This is a genomic window from Rhodococcus sp. C26F (genome assembly GCF_053345925.1).
In genome coordinates, this window is record NZ_JBKFBA010000001.1 from 601,963 (window position 1) to 617,832 (window position 15,870).

Genomic DNA, 15,870 nt, shown 5'->3' on the forward strand with positions numbered 1-15,870 from the left:
GAGTGCTCCTTCAACGCGGACCGGGAGATTCCGTTCCGCGGTAGGTGTTCCAGGTGGATGCCGACTCGGGATAGTCGGCTTCGGAGTATCGGGTTTGCGGCCACCGAATCCGTTTGGTGGAACGGAAACTCGAGCTCATCGATTCGAAAGGTAGCGCATACATGAACGATACGGAGCGTCTTTGGAACAACCAGCCGTTCTTTGTTCTGGTGTAGCGGTCGTGATATCGGAAGGCCGTCATCATCAGGGTGTCGTGTACCGCGAGTTCGGCGTGTCCGGTCATGATCCCTGTTGCGTTCGTGTCGTCCACGAGCGTGACGAGATGGATCTCGGGAGTGTGCAGCATGGTGTGATAGCGATCCATGCTGTCGACATAGAAGGGCCGAATCTCGTTGTGCCCCCGAAGTTGACGTCCGGCGACTTCGAACACTCCGTCCTCGGCGAACATCGACAGGACCGATTCGATGTCGTGATCGTCGACGGCGAGTGCGTATCGGCCGGCGAGATCACGGATCTCGTCCTTCGCGATCAGTCGTGCCAGTGCGGTGGCATCCGGTTCGATACGAGCGGATGTGGTCATCTGCTGAACTCCTGGGAAGTGCATGCGTAGGGCCGGAGCGGAGTATCACTCCACCCCGGCCCGAGTCGAATCCGTTGCAGTGCGGCGAATGCTGAGGAAGGACGGAGATCAGTCGTCGTAGACGATGACGCCGCGGATGTTCTTGCCTTCGCGCATGTCCGCGAACGCGGTGTTGATGTCTTCGAGCTTGTAGGTCTTGGTGATCAGTTCGTCGAGTTTGAACTCACCACGTCGGTACATGTCCGTGATCAGAGGGATGTCACGGCGCGCCGTGGTGGTGCCGTACAGGGTGCCCTGCAGTCGTTTGCCGGACATAGCGAAGGTGAACAGGTCGAAGGGAACGTCGCGCTGGGTGACGGGCGCGGCGGAGGTGAGCACCAGAGTGCCCCCGCGGCGGGTCATCTCCTGCGCCGGATTGAGGAGGTGGCCGTAGGCGATGTCGACAGTGATGATGACGACATCTGCTCCCTGGCCGTTGGTGAGCTGGTCGATGACGTCGCGGCACTGGTCGAGGTTCTCGACGGTCTGCGTCGCGCCGAAGTGCTTGGCCATGTCGCGCTTGAACTCGACCGGATCGATCGTGACGATGTTCTTCGCGCCCTTGTGACGCGCTCCCTGAACGGCATTCATGCCGACGCCGCCGGTTCCGATGATGACGACGGTGTCACCGAGTTGGATGTCTGCGGCGTAGACGGACGATCCCCAGCCGGTGGGCACACCGCAGCCGATGAGGGCGGCCTTGTCGAGCGGGATGTCCTTGTCGATCTTGACGCACGAGTCGATGTTCACCACGACGTAAGGGGAGAAGGTGCCGAGATAGGAGAACGGTCCGACACCCTGACCCCGGGCATGAACGCGGTGGGTGCCATCGGGAGCGAAGCCACCGAGAACACCGGCGCCGCGTTCGCACATGTTGGACTTGCCGATCGTGCACATACGGCAGTTGCCGCACGAGGGCAGGAAGGACAGGACGACATGATCGCCCACCTCGAAACCGGTGACGTCCGGACCGAGTTCCTCGATGACTCCGGCACCTTCGTGGCCGCCGATGATCGGCGCCCAGTCGAGGGGGATGTCGCCGGTGTCGACGTGGTCGTCGCTGTGGCAGATTCCGGAGGCGGCGAGTTTGACGCGTACCTCACGGCTCTTGGGCGGATCGATCTCGATTTCCTCGACGCTCCATCCGGATTTGGTACCGGGCTCCCACAGCAGTGCTCCGATGGTCTTCATGACGTCTCCTCACGGTGAACGGGGAAGATTCGCGTGGCGTCGGTGGGGTACCGATCCGCCGGATCCTGTGATCGTGATCACCATAACCATATGCATCAATAGAAGCAATAGATTCTCGGTGATGTGGACTGTGTCGTGATCTGGTCACCGAGGCCGGGAAGAGGCGAGCCGAAAAGAGCGGGCCCGCACCGGATGTACCGGTGCGGGCCCGTCGGTCCCGTAGAGGTGGAGGTCTCAGCCGCCGAGCGCCTGATTCCAGGGCAGTACCTGGCTCAGCACTTCGGGGAATTTCCGCTCCGCGTACTTCACATATTCCTTGATGTGATCGCGCATCCGATCCTCGGAGAGGTCGGCGTCGTGGTTGTTCAGTGCTTCGTAGATCTGAGTATGCGCTTTGAGGGTGGTCTTACGGAGCGACGCGGGATGGTCGATACCCATCACCGTGCCCCCGGTGATGCGCATGAGGGCGTCGGTCAGATATCCGAACAGAGCGTTACCGGTCGACCAGGCGATGATGTCGTGGAACTGCTTGTTGGTCTCGAGGAAGGTGTCGATGTCGGCTGCCTCCACCGACTGTTGCATCCGGTCGACGGAATCCTTGAGTTCGACGAGTTTGTCCTCGCCGATGCGTTCCGCGGCCAGGCGGCACACCACAGGTTCGAGGGCGGTGCGAGCCTCGACGATGGTGTTGAGTGAAGCGTTCTGCAACTGCATGAGCAGTATGATCGTGCTGGCGAGATGCGAGGCGTCAGGATCCAGCAGCACCGGCCCGCCCTTCGGGCCGGGTTTGAACGTGAGCATTCCCTGGAACTCGAGCAGACGCAATCCTTCGCGGAGCGTGCCGCGACCGATCTGGTACTCCTCGAGCATCGCCTTCTCCGGAGGGAGAAGGTCGCCGGGGCGGAGGCCTTTCCGGGCGGTGTCCCGAACGATCTGCTGCGCGACGACGAGTGACGTCTTCGGGCCTCTCGGCATTGTCACGGAGCCTCCTCTAGCTTCGTACCCTCCGGTCTCGGTCGACGCGGAGATCTCTCCTGACGAAGATGTTCTCCGCCGTGCTCCGTCGCGAACAGGGGACTGTCCTTACGGAGTGTGCACTGTACTCATTGTGCACCCAATTGTGCACATTCATACTCAGGATTTGTGTGATGCCCACTATTCCGGCGAAGGAAACTGTGGCTTCCTCTTGTCGAGAAACGCTCGCGCCCCTTCGGTCATATCCTCGCTGCCGATCGCCTGGACCAACATGCCCAGCCCGGTGCTGAACGAATCTCGCGCGGAGTTCCACCAGATATTCGAACTGATCTTGGTGATCTCCAAGTAGCGGGGGCTCAGCGCCTCGAATTCGCGACACAGTGCGCGCACATGCTGTTCGAGGGCGTCGTCGTCGACGACTTCGTTGACCAACCCCATCTCGTAGGCGCGCTCGGCCGGATACCGACGGCACAGCATCGACAGTTCCTTGGCGCGTTTCTCGCCGATCTGGACCCCCATGACGTTCGTTGCGCCCGAGACGGGCGAGCTCCCGACTCGGGGGCCGGTCTGCCCGAAGGTCGCCGATCGGGCGGCGACTGCGAGGTCGCAGGCGACCACCAGTTCGTTGCCGCCCCCAGCCGCTGCACCGTTGACTGCGGCGACGACCGGTCGTGGGCAGGACCGGATCGCGTCGAACAATGCCAGTGACGAGCGGTAGAGCTTACGCATCTCGGGAACGGTGGGTTCGCTCAGTTGGCCGAGGGAACCGCCGGCGCAGAAACTTCCGCCGGACCCGGTGATGACGACCGATCGGTAGCTGTTGGCGTCGTGCAGGGCGTCGACGATCGTCGAGCACATCTCCGGATCGAATGCATTGCGGCGTTCAGGGCGATTGAGGCGAATCCACAAGCTCGAATCGATCGATTCGAGCACGACGCTCGTGGTGGTGGGCGTGGACATCGAAACTCCTTCGTTCGGGTGTCGAGCCGGATGCAGCAGGTGCTGCGGAGCGGACGAGGTGGACGCCCGGACGAACCTCCTCGGCCGCACTCCATTACACGTTATAATGGTTAGCATCATTTCGTCGACAAGTGACGGAAGTGGAGGTCCTGCGGCGGTCGTTTCGGGCCGGCGTGGTTCTGACGGGAGTCGCAATGATCACGAGTCGGGCGCCGAAGGCCGCAATGGTGGTGGCGCAGCAGATCATCAAGGATGCCGGTCGGGAGAACCTGGTGGCCGACGATCTTCTCCCTCCCGAGCGCGTCATGCTCGAGAAGTACGGAATCGGACGAGGCACCCTCCGGGAAGCCCTCCGGCTGCTGGAATTCCAGGGAGTGATCGCGTTGAAACCGGGACCCAGGGGAGGTCCGGTGCTGCTCGATCCTGATGCTTCGCACCTCGCGAGTTCGCTCATCCTGCTCATGCAGCTCAACGACGCACCATTCAAGGTGGTCGTCGAGGCCAGAACGGCACTCGAGCCCATGATCAGCCGGCTTGCAGCCGCACGGGTATCGGACGCGACCCTGACCAGCCTGAAGGAGACGGTCGACCGGATGCACGGCTCGCTGAGCGATCAGAGTGAGTTTCTCGAAGCGAACAAGACCTTCCACGACCTGATCGCATGGTCGTCGGGGAATCCGCTGTTCGGTTACCTGGTGGATTCCCTGCTGGGGATCATGGACGGCACGGCCATCGGGATGGACTATCCGCCGCATCGTCGAGAGGCCATCATCGTCGCTCATACGCAAATCTACGAATGCCTTGCGAGCGGGGACGCCGAGGGCTCGGAACGGTACATGCGTGAGCACATCGACGCCTACAGGCGGTATGCCGAGAGAAAGTATCCGGAGTTGTTCGAGCAGGTCATCCAGTGGGATCGGGCGCTGGGTTGAGCGTGTTCCGATGTCGAGGATGCTCCGACAAGGGTGCACATGCGACCGGGAAGGAACCTCATCGGGTTCCTTCCCGGTTCTCGTCTGAGGGTTGCCGGGTCACTCGGTGACGACCGAGATGGCCCGTTCGGGGCACGAGGCCGCGGCCTCGCGAGCGGCGTGCTCGTTGGCAGGATCGTCGCCGCCGGGCAGGACGTAGGCATGGCCGTCCTCGTCACGCAGAGCGAAGACCTGGGGGGATGTCATGAAGCACAGCCCGTGGCCCTGGCAGTGGTTCTCGTCGACGACAACCTTCATGAGTTGCTCCTCTCATCATTCGGACACATGGGGATGCCAACTCGTTGAATCCTTGATTGGATGAATGGGCTGGCAATGTGATCCAGACTACTATAACATCCGTTATAACCATTAGCAGGAGATGCCTGATTCTGAGCAGGAGGGTCCACGCGATGGAAAATCGCAACCGTTGCCCTGTCGTCGACTTCGACCACAACTCGCAAGAACATTCCGCGGATCCCGTGGCGTCGTACCGGAAGGTGCGTCAGAACGAACGTGTCGCATGGACCGAAGCCCATGGAGGCTACTGGGTGCTGACCGACTACGAGTCGGTCTTCGAAGCTGCGCGTGACGACGAGACGTTCTCCTCCGCTCGTACCGAGTATGGAGGAGAGGGACTTTCGGTCGTCATTCCGAAGACGCCGATGCACTTCCACATCCCGATCGAGCTCGATCCCCCGGAGTTCCGCAAGTACCGCAAGATCGTCAACCCGATCACTGCCCCGGCAGCGGTCGAACGTATGAAGGCGCTCGTCGACCGGCACACGGCCGGCTTCATCGACAGTGTCATCGAGGACGGCCGATGTGATCTCACGTCGGTGATCGCCGTCCCGTCCATCGTCACCGTGGATTGGCTGGGCCTCGACCTCGCCGATTGGAAACGCTATTCCCACGCACACCACCAGGCTCTCGCCGGTATCCCGGGTAGCGACGACTACAAGCACGCGATGGAAGTCGAATTCCCTTATCTGGGAGAACGCATGCGCGAAACCATTCGCGCGCGCCGCGAGAACCCCACGGACGACATCATCAGCTATCTCGTCCAGCAGGAAGTCGACGGCCGGCGTCTCGACGACTTCGAGATGTACTCGATCGTCGACCTGCTTCTCGCCGGCGGGGTGGGTACCACGGCGTCGCTGGTGAGCCAGGCGCTGGTCTGGCTTGCCGAGCATCCGTCCGTACGGCAGCGGCTCATCGACGATCCGGGCCTGATGGATCATGCCGTCGAAGAGTTCCTGCGCTACTTCTCCCCGACGCAGGCCCTCGCTCGCACCGTCACCAAGGACGTCGAATTCCAGGGCTGCCCGATGCACAAGGGCGACCGTGTCCTGTTGTCGTGGTCCTCGGCCAACCGTGACGAGAAGTTGTTCGACAATCCCGACGAGATCGACATCGATCGCTGGCCCAACCGGCACACGGCATTCGGTATCGGCGTACACCGTTGTGCAGGTTCGCATCTCGGACGGTACATGTCCAAGACCCTGATCAGCCAGATCCTCGAGAGGATGCCCGACTACGAGGTCGACTTCTCCGCACTCGAACGGTATCCGCACCAGGGTACCAACATGGGCTGGCAGCGGATCCCCGCCACGTACACTCCGGGACCCCGAGTTCTGACCGACTACACGCTCTACTGACCCCCCGATTCACCGGAACGGTCGCTATCACACCGGCCTGATCGGCCGACCGAAAGACAGGGGACGGATGTGTTCGTCGGTAGACGTGTTCTGATCGTCGGGGGTGGCCTGGCAGGGTCGCGAACATGTGAAGCATTGCGCGCCGAAGGGTTCGACGGTGAGATCGAAATGCTCTGCAGCGAAGGGACGCCGCCCTACGACCGTCCTCCTTTGAGCAAGGTCGCCCTCTCCGAACGTCGCGACACGACCTTCGATGTCGACTACGACGCCCTGGATGTCGACCTCCGTCTCGGAGTGCGGGCCACGGGCCTGGACCGCGACCGGCGCGTCGTGTTCACCGACTCGGGGGAACATCCCTACGACGCTCTGGTCGTCGCCACCGGAGCCGCGCCGGTGATCCTTCCCGGATCCGGACGGCAGCACGTACTGCGCACGGCCGCCGATGCCGACGCGCTGCGTGCCGCCCTCCGGCCCGGTATTCGGTTGACGCTCGTCGGAGCCGGTTGGATCAACGCCGAAATCGCCACCACGGCACATGTTCTCGGATGCTCGGTGACAGTCCTCGAATCGGATCCGGCACCGTTGCATCAACCGCTCGGCCCCGAGGTGGCCCACCGGATGCTGTCGTGGTGGGAGCATGTCGACGTACGCTGCGGCGTCTCGGTTGCGGAAGTCACCGAGGCCGGACCGGTTCTCGCGGACGGCTCGCTCGTCGAATCCGACCTCGTCGTCACCGGCATCGGTGTCGGACCGGACGTCGCCTGGCTCGTCGAATCCGGTCTCGATATCGATCGAGGAGTGGTGGTCGACGAGCGACTTCGTACCGCCGACCCGGCGGTGTTCGCGGTCGGCGACGTCGCGGCACGATGGTCGCCGCGATACCGTCGCCGCATCATCGGACAGCACTGGGACGATGCCCGCACGGCGCCGGCAACCATCGCTGCGGCCTTGCTCCGCCTGGATCGCGGACTCGTCTTCGATCCCGTCCCGTACTTCTGGAGCGACCAGTTCGGGCACAAGATCCAATTCGTCGGGCACCGCGACCCATCCGACCGGATCGTCTTCCGGGAGGGCAGGGACGGCAGATGGGCTGCAGCATGGATCGACGAATCGTCCAGGCTGACCGCACATCTGAGCATCGACTCGCCGCGTCATATGGTGCAGGCGCGCATGGCGATCGATCGGGGTGCCGTCGTGGACCCCGATGTGATCGGTGATCTGGACGCCCCTGTGCACACGATGCCTCTGCATTCCTCGTAACACCTCGTCAATCATCGAACAGCCGCGCCCGCGCACGGCCGAGTGAGGAACGAACATGACCACAGCAACTCCGATCCGGTTGAAGAGCTACGACAAACTGTTCATCGGGGGCTCCTGGGTGGAGCCGTCGAGCGATGCCGTCATCGACGTCGTCTCGCCCATCACCGAAGAAGTGATCGCGTCGGTCCCGGAGGCGCGTGAGGCCGACGTGGACCGGGCTGTCGCAGCAGCGCGAAAGGCATTCGACGAGGGGCCGTGGCCCAGGATGACCCCGGCCGAACGTGCCGAGATCCTCGTGCGAGTCGGGGACGAGGTGAAGAAGCGGATTCCCGCCATGGCCGAAGCCTTCACGCTGGAGTTGGGTGGCCCGGCGGCCATCTCCACACTCTTCCATCAGAACGCGGTCGACATGTGGGACGATGCGGCAACCTTCCACGAGCGCTTCGTCTTCGAGGAGGATCGCACATGGAAGGATGGTCGCGGCAAGGTCGTGCGCGAACCGATCGGTGTCGTCGCCGTGGTCGTTCCGTGGAACGGGCCTGTGGCAACGGCATCGTTGAAGATCTCACCGGCTCTCGCGGCGGGGTGCACCGTGGTCCTCAAGCCGGCTCCCGAAGGGCCGGTGACGACGATGATGCTCGCCGACGCCCTCGAGGCTGCCGGCCTCCCCGAAGGGGTCATCAGCGTATTGCCTGCGGGACGGGAGGTCGGTGACTATCTCGTCGGTCATCCCGACGTCGACAAGATCAGTTTCACGGGGAGTACCGTCGCCGGTCGAACGGTCATGACCAGGGCTGCCGAGAAGATCAAGCGCGTAACCCTGGAACTCGGTGGCAAGTCGGCTGCGATCATCGCCGACGACATCGAACTCGACTCGTTCCTGCCGGGCATGGTCTTCGGAGGTATCGGTCATTCGGGTCAGGTCTGTGCGGCTCTGACCCGAGTGCTCGTGCCCCGTGAGCGCCAGGACGAAGTGGTTGCGGCGATCGAGGAGGTCATGAAGAGCGTCAAGGTCGGCGACCCGCGGGACCCCGACACGTTCATCGGGCCTCTGGCAGCGCAACGGCAGCAGAAGCGGGTGCTCGACTACATCGAGGTCGGCAAGCAGGAGGGTGCTCGGCTCGTCGTCGGCGGGGGCAAGCCTGCTCACCTCGATCGCGGTTGGTACGTCGAGCCGACATTGTTCGCCGACGTTCGCAACGACATGCGCATCGCCCAGGAAGAGATCTTCGGTCCGGTCCTGGTCGTGATCCCGTTCGATTCGATCGACGAGGCGATCGCGATCGCCAACGATTCCGACTACGGATTGTCCGGTGCGGTGTATGCGAAGGATCGCGCCTTGGCCGACAGCGTCGCACGCCGGGTGCGGACGGGTCAGATCTCGGTCAATGGTTACGCCATGTGCGTGGTCCAGCCCTTCGGCGGTTACAAGCAGTCCGGACTCGGCCGGGAAGGCGGCGTCGAGGGGTTCGACGCATTCTTCGAGACCAAACTGATCCAGGAATTCTGATTCCGACGTCATTCGAAACACGGGAAGGAGCCTTGTGATGCAGTCGGTTTCCGTCGAAGTCGGTCATCGGGCCGAGAGACTGCTGTACGACTACGCTGCGGCCGTGGATACCGGTGATCTGACCGGCCTCCGAGAGTTGATCACCGACGATGTGGTGATCGAGCAGAACGGGAAGTCGGACGTCGGCGCCGAGGAGTTCATCGGGGTGTACCGCGCGTTCATCGACTCTCCGGTGGAGTTCTCGCGTCACGCGATCTCGAACGTGCGTGTCGTACAGGGTGAGGATGGACGTGTGCACGTCGATGCGTACTTCGAGGCGACGGTGTGTGCTCCGGGTTCGAACCAACGGATCTACGGCCGGTATGCGGATGTCTACATCGAGCGTGAAGGAACCCTCCTCATCGACAGGAAGGGTATCTCGGTCGATCGGATGATCGATCTTCCCGCGGGAGAGGTCGAATACCAGCCGTACTGATGCCCGCAACGGAGAGGGTGTCCTCCGCGACTCGATCNCGCGGAGGACACCCTCTCGTCGGTGTTCGGTGTGCAGGAGCCGACGTCAGGGCCGCCCACCGTGGGTGGCGTCGACGCGCGTGGCGAGCAGGCTCGCATCACGGGTATGGCGTCGTGCCGCTTCCGAGGAATTGGGTGCGGCGCAGGCGTACAGCGTGTCGCCGTCGGGGCCGCCGAGCATGCATGCGAAGACACCGGTGGGGAAGTGGACCTCGTCGATGATCCGGCCGCCCTCGACGACTCGGACGACACGACGGTTGAGGGCGTCCGCTACCCAGACCGCACCGCTGCTGTCGAGACCGATGCCGTCGGGTGCGACGGCAGCAGCGCTCATGGCGGCCTTGACGGAGTCGCGTGGCAGTTCCGGGCCGAAGCCGGCCCACGTGCGCTGATTCGACAACGAGCCATCGGATCCGATGTCGAAGGCGGTCAGGCGGTTCCCCATGGATTCCGCAACCACGAGCGTGTTGTCGGGAGTGATCACCATGCCGTTCGGGAAGAGTAGATCGTCCGCCTCCACGGTGAAGGTCCCGTCGGGTGCGACACGGACGAGGTTCGCAGGCCGGATGGGGGTGTCGCGCTTGAACTCGAATCCGAAGCTTCCCACGTAGGCGGTACCGTCGGCAGCGACGACCATGTCGTTGAGTTTGCCCGTCGCGACAGAGGACAGATCCGCGTGTACGACGATCTCACCGTCCCGTTCGCGTCGCATGATCCGGCCGGATTCCATCGCCGTGATGAGCAATCGGCCGTCGGGAAGCCAGCCGAGTCCGGACGGTTCGTCGGCGGGGAGTGTCGCTTCGATCCTCACGTCTCCGTCGGACCCGATCGAAATCACCTCGTGGCGATACAGATCCGAAACCCAGATGCGGTCGTCGTGCCATCGCGGGCATTCGAGGAAGGCACGGTCCGACACGATGGTGTCGATCGGGCTCTGCAGTGTGGCGTCGTGGTTTCCGGTGGTCATATCGATGCCTTCCTTGTGGTGCTGAAGCTCCTCTTGTGAGCCGATCAATCAAGCCAATCATATTCATGAATTCGCATCGAGGGTAGACCTATGCGCCCCATTGCCACTAATCATAATTATGGTTAAGGTGACCTGGATCACTGCCGACGACCGTTTCGTCGACCTTCTGCTGTTCGTTCCCTACGCGCCACACGTTCCGAATACGCCACAGCTTCCGTCGAAGGAGTACCCATGGCACTGGATTCCGCAACGACCGCCTTCCTCGCCCAGATGGCAGAGGCAGGAGGACCCGCACTTCACGAGATGACACCCCAGGAAGCCCGTGAGATGAGCGACGGGTTCATCGAACTCGTTGGTGAGGGACCCGAGATGGCGCGTGTCGAGAACGTCACCGTGCCGTCGACGAACGGCTACGAGGTCCCGGTGCGGGTGCTGGTGCCATCCGATGCCGCTCGCGGCTTCATCGTGTACCTGCACGGCGGTGGTTGGGTGGTGGGCAGTCTCGACGGTTACGACACACTCGGTCGCCAGCTCGCCGAGCGCACCGATTGTGCCGTGGCGATCGTCGACTACCGACTCGCTCCCGAACACGAGTTCCCCGCCGCTGCAGAGGATTCGTGGGCGGTGCTGGAGTGGGCAGCCGAGAACCGTGGCAACTACGCGGCAGCGGACGGCCCGCTCGTCGTCGCCGGCGACAGTGCGGGCGGCAACCTCTCCGCCGTGCTCGCCCAGCGGACCGTGCGTGAAGGCGGACCGAAAATCGACCTACAGGTGCTCGTATACCCCGTCACGGACGACAACTTCGACAACACCAGTTACCGCGACCCCGCCAACGAGCTCATGCTCACCGCCACGTCGATGAAATGGTTCTGGGACCTGTACGTTCCCGACGCGGCCGATCGTGCACGCTGGGATGCCGCCCCGCTCAAGGCGCAGTCCTTGGCCGGGGTGGCCCCGGCAGCCGTACTCGTAGCGGAACACGATGTGCTGCACGACGAAGGGCGCGCCTATGCCCGCAAACTCGCCGAGTCCGGCGTTGCCGTGCGAGAGAGGGTCTTCGACGGCCAGATGCACGGATTCTTCCAGTTCGTCAACGTGTTGCCGGGAGCGAAGGACGGCATGGACTATGTCGTCGATGTGGTGAACGATCTGCTCGACGGCAAGCCGATCGCCGATGCCCCTTCCGGTGAGGAGGCGCGCGCATGAGCCGGGTCGGGAATTCCACGGAGTTCGATGCAGTCGTCGTCGGTGCCGGATTCTCCGGAATCTACATGGTCCACCGCCTGACCGAGATGGGGTTGTCCGTCGCCGCCTTCGAAGCGGCGGACGGTGTCGGGGGAACCTGGTTCTGGAACCGTTACCCGGGTGCCCGATGCGATTGCATCAGCATGGAATACGCCTACACCTTCTCGCCGCAGTTGATCGAGAAGTGGGACTGGTCCGAACGGTACCCGTCACAACCGGAGATCCTGCGTTACCTCGAGTTCGTCGCCGATGAACTCGACGTCGAGAAGCACTTCCGCTTCCGCACACGAGTCGAATCGGCGTCCTACGACGACCACACCGACCGGTGGACCGTCACCACCGATGCCGGCGACACCGTGGTCACCAAGTACTTCGTCACCGCGGTGGGCTGCCTGTCCACCTCGCAGACCCCCGATTTCCCCGGCCTCGAGAAGTTCGGCGGAGCCACCTACCACACCGCGGACTGGCCGGAGGGTGGCGTCGACTTCACAGGGAAGAAGGTCGGGGTCATCGGCACCGGATCCTCGGGGGTCCAGGTCATTCCTCTCGTCGCCGAGCAAGCCGCGAAACTCACCGTGTTCCAACGGACACCCGCATTCAGCCTCGACTGCGGCAATCGGCCGCTCACCGATGCGGAACGACAGGAGTTCAAGGAGAACATCGAGACCTTCAAGGCGATTTCCAAGACCACGCCGTCGGGACAGTTCACCGACACCCTGGAAGTCAGCGCCCTCGATCACACCCATGAGGAGAGATGGGCGGTCTACGAGGAGCGCTGGAAACGGCATCGCGCGATCGACCTGATCCAGGCCTACCCGGATCTGTTCAGCAACCGGGAAGCGAACGAGACGATCGCGGAGTTCTTCCGTAGCAAGATCCGAGCGGCTGTGCAGGATCCCGAGCTGGCGGAACAATTGTCCCCACGCACGTACCCGCTCGGAGCCAAGCGGATAACGCTGGACACGAACTACTTCCAGACCTACAACCGCGACAATGTGGATCTGGTGAATCTGCGCGAAGCACCCCTGGAAGAGTTCACCGAGAAGGGAATCCGCGCCGGGGGGACAGAGCACGAGCTCGATGCCGTCGTACTCGCCACCGGCTTCGACGCGATCACCGGCCCATTGCTGAAGATGGACATCCGGGGTGTCGGTGGACAGACGCTGAACGAGAAGTGGCAGGACGGCCCGGTGACCTATCTGGGGATCGCTGTGGACGGTTTCCCCAACATGTTCATGCTCACCGGTCCCGGTAGCCCGAATGTGCTCACGAACGTGGTGTGCGCGATCGAGCAGCACGTCGAATGGGTGGGCGAGTGCATCACCCATCTCGAGGAGCGCGGCGCGCGGCGGTTCGAAGCGCTGGAGCCGAGCACTCACGACTGGACGCAGCTCAACAACGAGTTGGCCGCTCAGACCCTGTATCCGGAAGGGAACTCGTGGTACACCGGTGCGAACGTACCCGGGAAGCCGCAGGTGATCATGTCGTACGTCGGTGGTCTCAACACCTATCGGGAGATCTGTGACGACGTCGCGGCACACGGTTACCGGGGGTTCGCCATCAAGTAGCGGATCACGGTGATCTGCGGACCTTGTGTATCCGGAAGGCGGCCGCACACATCCCGGATGTATGCAGCCGCCTTCCGATGCAGTACATGCATCACGGTGTGGAGACCGGGACGCTCGGACGGTGCGAGGAGACAGCACTCAGCCGGCCGGCGTGAACCGTTCGCGGTGGATGCGCCGCGGCGACATGCGGCGACGTTTGAACGCCTTCACCGATGCCTCGACGAACGCCTCCGATCCGCAGATGTAACCGGTGAACTCCTTCGCGGACGCGACGTCCTCGAGGAAAGCGTCGGTGACGTAACCGTCGCGGTCTCCGCCGCTCTCCCTGCTCACGCAGGTGATGTAGCGGAAGCCGGGATGGCGGGTCTCCAATTCGCGGAGGAAGTCGACGTCGTACAGGTCCGCGCAGGTACGGACCCCGTGGTAGAGCAGGATCTGCCGGTCGGGGACGAGGGAGAGCGCCTGCCGGACGATGGCCTCGAGCGGGGCGAGGCCCGTCCCACCGCCGAGCAGGACGATCGGGCCGGTGCCCTCCAGGTCGAAGGTGAAGTCGCCGTACGGACCGGTGACGGCCACTCGTTCACCCACGTCGATGCGCTCGAAGACCCATTCGCTCGCGACTCCACCGGGTTGCCGGCGGATGTGCAGTTCGAGCTGCTTGGCCTCGGAGGGCGGATTCGCGAGCGAGTACTGCCGTCGGACCTCGGTCCCGGGAACCGTCACCTCCACGTACTGCCCGGCCGAGAACTCGAGCGGTTCGTCGGCGGTGAGCAACACCTTGCGCGTGTCGGCAGCGATGTCGCGCACCTCGGAGACCGTGGCGACGACGTCGCGCAGCACATGCGTGCCGGCGGATTCCTCCGTTGTGGAGGTCTCGAAGACGACGTCGCCGCGCGGGGTGGCCTGGCATGCGAGGACGAATCCGGCCGCGAGTTCGTCGGCGGTGAGCGTCTCCTCCGGCGAGTTCCGACGATCGAGTTCGCCGTCGAGGACCTTGATCTTGCAGGTGCCGCAGGTTCCCTGGTTGCAGGAGTTGGGCATCCAGTTGCCGTTGCGCAGGAACGCTTCCAGCACCGTCCGGCCGGGTTCGCAGGGAACGACGCCGGTGCCCGTGGTCAGTGTGTACGGCATGGTCAGATCTCCCACCGCGCGTGCAGGGTCTTCGGGCCGCGGAAACCCCAACCCCAGAATTCGACGTCCTCGGAGGTGTCCCGCTCGAGATTGGGGATGGTCTCGAGCAGTTCTTCGAGACCGATGCGGCTCACGTTGTTCGCGAAGTAGATTCCCGCGCAGGCATGCTTGCCGGCACCGAAGGCGAGGTGGGGGAGTGGCGGGCGGGTCAGGTCGTAGCGGCTGGGGGCGTCGAACACGTCGATGTCGTGGTTCGCCGACCCGTAGGACAGCATGACCACCGACCCTTCGCTGATCTCGATTCCCGATACGACGGTGTCGCGCTTGGCGATACGTGCGGTGCCGGACCAGATCGGGGAGGTCCAGCGCATCCCTTCGGCGATCGCGCGGGGGATGAGTCCCGGTTCGTCCACCACGGCTTCGAACTGTTCGGGGCGGGTGAACAGGCCTGCCAGGGTGGAACTCATGGCGTGTCCCGGTTCCTGCATGGCGCCGAGGAGGAAGACGTACAGCGTCGGGTAGATGTAGTCGCGGTCCCGCGTCTGCCCTTCGGGCATCCCGTCGTGCAGCCAGTGCGAGATGGCGCTGTCGTCGGGATGCTCGATCCAGTGGTCGATCAGCGGGTCGACGACGGAACGGATCTCCTCCTTGGCGCGGTCGCCCTCGTCGAAACGTTCCTGGTTCAGAAAGTTTCCGTCCTCGTCCATCGCTGCGTTGGTGAACGAATCCGACAGTTTGTGGAACCATTCGCGCAGTTTGTCCGAACTGACGTCCTTCAGTCCGAGGAGATCTCCGAGCGACCGCACACTCACCGGCTCGCAGAACTGGGCTACGAGATCGGCTTTGCCGTCGGCTTCGAACGCCTCGACGTAGCGTCGTGCGATCGGACGGACGAGATCCTCGATCCAGCGGTCCACCTCGGCGGGCTGGAGGGCGGGTTCGACCATCGACCGCAGGTCGCGGTGGATGTCGCCGTTGACGCCGATGATCGCGGGATGACCGAAGGTGCGGCCACCGGCGGGGGTGATGATGCCGTCGAAGTCGTCGCCGGCCGCGACCGCACGGCACGCTTCGGTCGTGGACGCCACGTAGGCGCCGAGGACGGGCACGAAGGCGATCGGAGCTTCGGCGCGCAAGCGCTCGTAGACCGGGTACGGATTGCGCTCGAGTTCTTCCATGGTGATCTCGTCGAGCCACGAAAGAGTGCTGGTCATCGGTGTACCTCCGGGTCGGGAGCCGTCCGGCGACGGCCGGGCCGTTGTTGACGTGGCCAGGACCATACGAGTCGGCCGACGGGACGGTCGA

At 63.5% G+C, this 15,870-nt stretch carries 15 protein-coding genes; 7 read left to right on the forward strand and 8 right to left on the reverse strand.

The genetic code is table 11. The features are described 5' to 3' along the window. Positions 1–10 precede the first annotated feature (10 nt). The 4 genes from ACLBYD_RS02850 to ACLBYD_RS02865 form a co-directional block, all read right to left on the reverse strand. A complete protein-coding gene (locus tag ACLBYD_RS02850; protein ID WP_447815309.1) occupies positions 11–580 on the reverse strand; it encodes a nuclear transport factor 2 family protein in 570 nt (189 codons plus the stop codon). A 108-nt stretch (positions 581–688) separates the two neighbouring features. Continuing rightward, on the reverse strand, positions 689–1,810 hold the full coding sequence (locus ACLBYD_RS02855; protein WP_094979867.1) for an NDMA-dependent alcohol dehydrogenase: 1,122 nt from the start codon (positions 1,808–1,810) through the stop codon (positions 689–691). Positions 1,811–2,044: 234 nt separating this feature from the next. Then, positions 2,045–2,785 (reverse strand): FadR/GntR family transcriptional regulator, encoded by a 741-nt coding sequence (locus tag ACLBYD_RS02860; RefSeq protein WP_016691147.1) that lies wholly within the window; start codon positions 2,783–2,785, stop codon positions 2,045–2,047. 180 nt (positions 2,786–2,965) lie between these two features. Then, positions 2,966–3,745 (reverse strand): enoyl-CoA hydratase/isomerase family protein, encoded by a 780-nt coding sequence (locus tag ACLBYD_RS02865; protein WP_231413490.1) that lies wholly within the window; start codon positions 3,743–3,745, stop codon positions 2,966–2,968. 224 nt (positions 3,746–3,969) lie between these two features. On the opposite strand from ACLBYD_RS02865, the gene ACLBYD_RS02870 reads away from it, so the two are divergent. Further along, positions 3,970–4,677 carry a FadR/GntR family transcriptional regulator gene (locus tag ACLBYD_RS02870; protein WP_447815310.1) on the forward strand — a complete coding sequence of 236 codons (708 nt, stop codon included), beginning with the start codon at positions 3,970–3,972 and terminating at the stop codon, positions 4,675–4,677. A 99-nt stretch (positions 4,678–4,776) separates the two neighbouring features. Here the strand turns inward: ACLBYD_RS02870 and ACLBYD_RS02875 are convergent, their stop codons facing one another. Next, on the reverse strand, positions 4,777–4,974 hold the full coding sequence (locus ACLBYD_RS02875) for a ferredoxin (protein WP_016691150.1): 198 nt from the start codon (positions 4,972–4,974) through the stop codon (positions 4,777–4,779). Positions 4,975–5,126: 152 nt separating this feature from the next. Here ACLBYD_RS02875 and ACLBYD_RS02880 point away from each other — a divergent pair, with 152 nt between their 5' ends. The 4 genes from ACLBYD_RS02880 (at position 5,127) to ACLBYD_RS02895 (ending at position 9,616) form a co-directional block, all read left to right on the forward strand. Continuing rightward, positions 5,127–6,371, forward strand: coding sequence for a cytochrome P450 (locus tag ACLBYD_RS02880; protein ID WP_026060933.1), 1,245 nt, complete (start codon positions 5,127–5,129; stop codon positions 6,369–6,371). A gap of 69 nt (positions 6,372–6,440) precedes the next feature. Next, positions 6,441–7,631 carry an NAD(P)/FAD-dependent oxidoreductase gene (locus ACLBYD_RS02885; protein WP_094979870.1) on the forward strand — a complete coding sequence of 397 codons (1,191 nt, stop codon included), beginning with the start codon at positions 6,441–6,443 and terminating at the stop codon, positions 7,629–7,631. 55 nt (positions 7,632–7,686) lie between these two features. Then, positions 7,687–9,141 carry an aldehyde dehydrogenase gene (locus ACLBYD_RS02890; RefSeq protein ID WP_231413487.1) on the forward strand — a complete coding sequence of 485 codons (1,455 nt, stop codon included), beginning with the start codon at positions 7,687–7,689 and terminating at the stop codon, positions 9,139–9,141. 37 nt (positions 9,142–9,178) lie between these two features. Beyond that, positions 9,179–9,616 (forward strand): nuclear transport factor 2 family protein, encoded by a 438-nt coding sequence (locus ACLBYD_RS02895; protein WP_094980989.1) that lies wholly within the window; start codon positions 9,179–9,181, stop codon positions 9,614–9,616. Between the two features lie 84 nt (positions 9,617–9,700). Here ACLBYD_RS02895 and ACLBYD_RS02900 read toward each other — a convergent pair whose 3' ends face one another. Continuing rightward, positions 9,701–10,621, reverse strand: coding sequence for an SMP-30/gluconolactonase/LRE family protein (locus ACLBYD_RS02900; protein ID WP_447815312.1), 921 nt, complete (start codon positions 10,619–10,621; stop codon positions 9,701–9,703). Positions 10,622–10,852: 231 nt separating this feature from the next. On the opposite strand from ACLBYD_RS02900, the gene ACLBYD_RS02905 reads away from it, so the two are divergent. Beyond that, complete coding sequence (locus tag ACLBYD_RS02905) at positions 10,853–11,827, forward strand: alpha/beta hydrolase (RefSeq protein ID WP_094979873.1); 975 nt, start codon at positions 10,853–10,855, stop codon at positions 11,825–11,827. Further along, positions 11,824–13,434, forward strand: coding sequence for a flavin-containing monooxygenase (locus tag ACLBYD_RS02910; protein ID WP_447815313.1), 1,611 nt, complete (start codon positions 11,824–11,826; stop codon positions 13,432–13,434). Before ACLBYD_RS02905 ends, ACLBYD_RS02910 begins: the two co-directional genes overlap by 4 nt. A gap of 138 nt (positions 13,435–13,572) precedes the next feature. Here the strand turns inward: ACLBYD_RS02910 and ACLBYD_RS02915 are convergent, their stop codons facing one another. Together ACLBYD_RS02915 and ACLBYD_RS02920 are read right to left on the reverse strand one after the other, a co-directional pair. Next, a complete protein-coding gene (locus tag ACLBYD_RS02915) occupies positions 13,573–14,565 on the reverse strand; it encodes a 2Fe-2S iron-sulfur cluster-binding protein (protein ID WP_447815314.1) in 993 nt (330 codons plus the stop codon). 2 nt (positions 14,566–14,567) lie between these two features. Then, positions 14,568–15,779: a cytochrome P450 gene (locus tag ACLBYD_RS02920; protein ID WP_085469912.1), complete on the reverse strand. Its 1,212-nt coding sequence runs from the start codon at positions 15,777–15,779 to the stop codon at positions 14,568–14,570. Positions 15,780–15,870 lie beyond the last annotated feature (91 nt).

Bases quoted from the DNA above. Each gene is read 5' to 3' on its own strand.
- ACLBYD_RS02850 (WP_447815309.1), bottom strand. From the start codon at position 580: ATGACCACATCCGCTCGTATCGAACCGGATGCCACCGCACTGGCACGA.
- ACLBYD_RS02855 (WP_094979867.1), bottom strand. From the start codon at position 1,810: ATGAAGACCATCGGAGCACTGCTGTGGGAGCCCGGTACCAAATCCGGA.
- ACLBYD_RS02860 (WP_016691147.1), bottom strand. From the start codon at position 2,785: ATGCCGAGAGGCCCGAAGACGTCACTCGTCGTCGCGCAGCAGATCGTT.
- ACLBYD_RS02865 (WP_231413490.1), bottom strand. From the start codon at position 3,745: ATGTCCACGCCCACCACCACGAGCGTCGTGCTCGAATCGATCGATTCG.
- ACLBYD_RS02870 (WP_447815310.1), top strand. From the start codon at position 3,970: ATGGTGGTGGCGCAGCAGATCATCAAGGATGCCGGTCGGGAGAACCTG.
- ACLBYD_RS02875 (WP_016691150.1), bottom strand. From the start codon at position 4,974: ATGAAGGTTGTCGTCGACGAGAACCACTGCCAGGGCCACGGGCTGTGC.
- ACLBYD_RS02880 (WP_026060933.1), top strand. From the start codon at position 5,127: ATGGAAAATCGCAACCGTTGCCCTGTCGTCGACTTCGACCACAACTCG.
- ACLBYD_RS02890 (WP_231413487.1), top strand. From the start codon at position 7,687: ATGACCACAGCAACTCCGATCCGGTTGAAGAGCTACGACAAACTGTTC.
- ACLBYD_RS02895 (WP_094980989.1), top strand. From the start codon at position 9,179: ATGCAGTCGGTTTCCGTCGAAGTCGGTCATCGGGCCGAGAGACTGCTG.
- ACLBYD_RS02900 (WP_447815312.1), bottom strand. From the start codon at position 10,621: ATGACCACCGGAAACCACGACGCCACACTGCAGAGCCCGATCGACACC.
- ACLBYD_RS02905 (WP_094979873.1), top strand. From the start codon at position 10,853: ATGGCACTGGATTCCGCAACGACCGCCTTCCTCGCCCAGATGGCAGAG.
- ACLBYD_RS02910 (WP_447815313.1), top strand. From the start codon at position 11,824: ATGAGCCGGGTCGGGAATTCCACGGAGTTCGATGCAGTCGTCGTCGGT.
- ACLBYD_RS02915 (WP_447815314.1), bottom strand. From the start codon at position 14,565: ATGCCGTACACACTGACCACGGGCACCGGCGTCGTTCCCTGCGAACCC.
- ACLBYD_RS02920 (WP_085469912.1), bottom strand. From the start codon at position 15,779: ATGACCAGCACTCTTTCGTGGCTCGACGAGATCACCATGGAAGAACTC.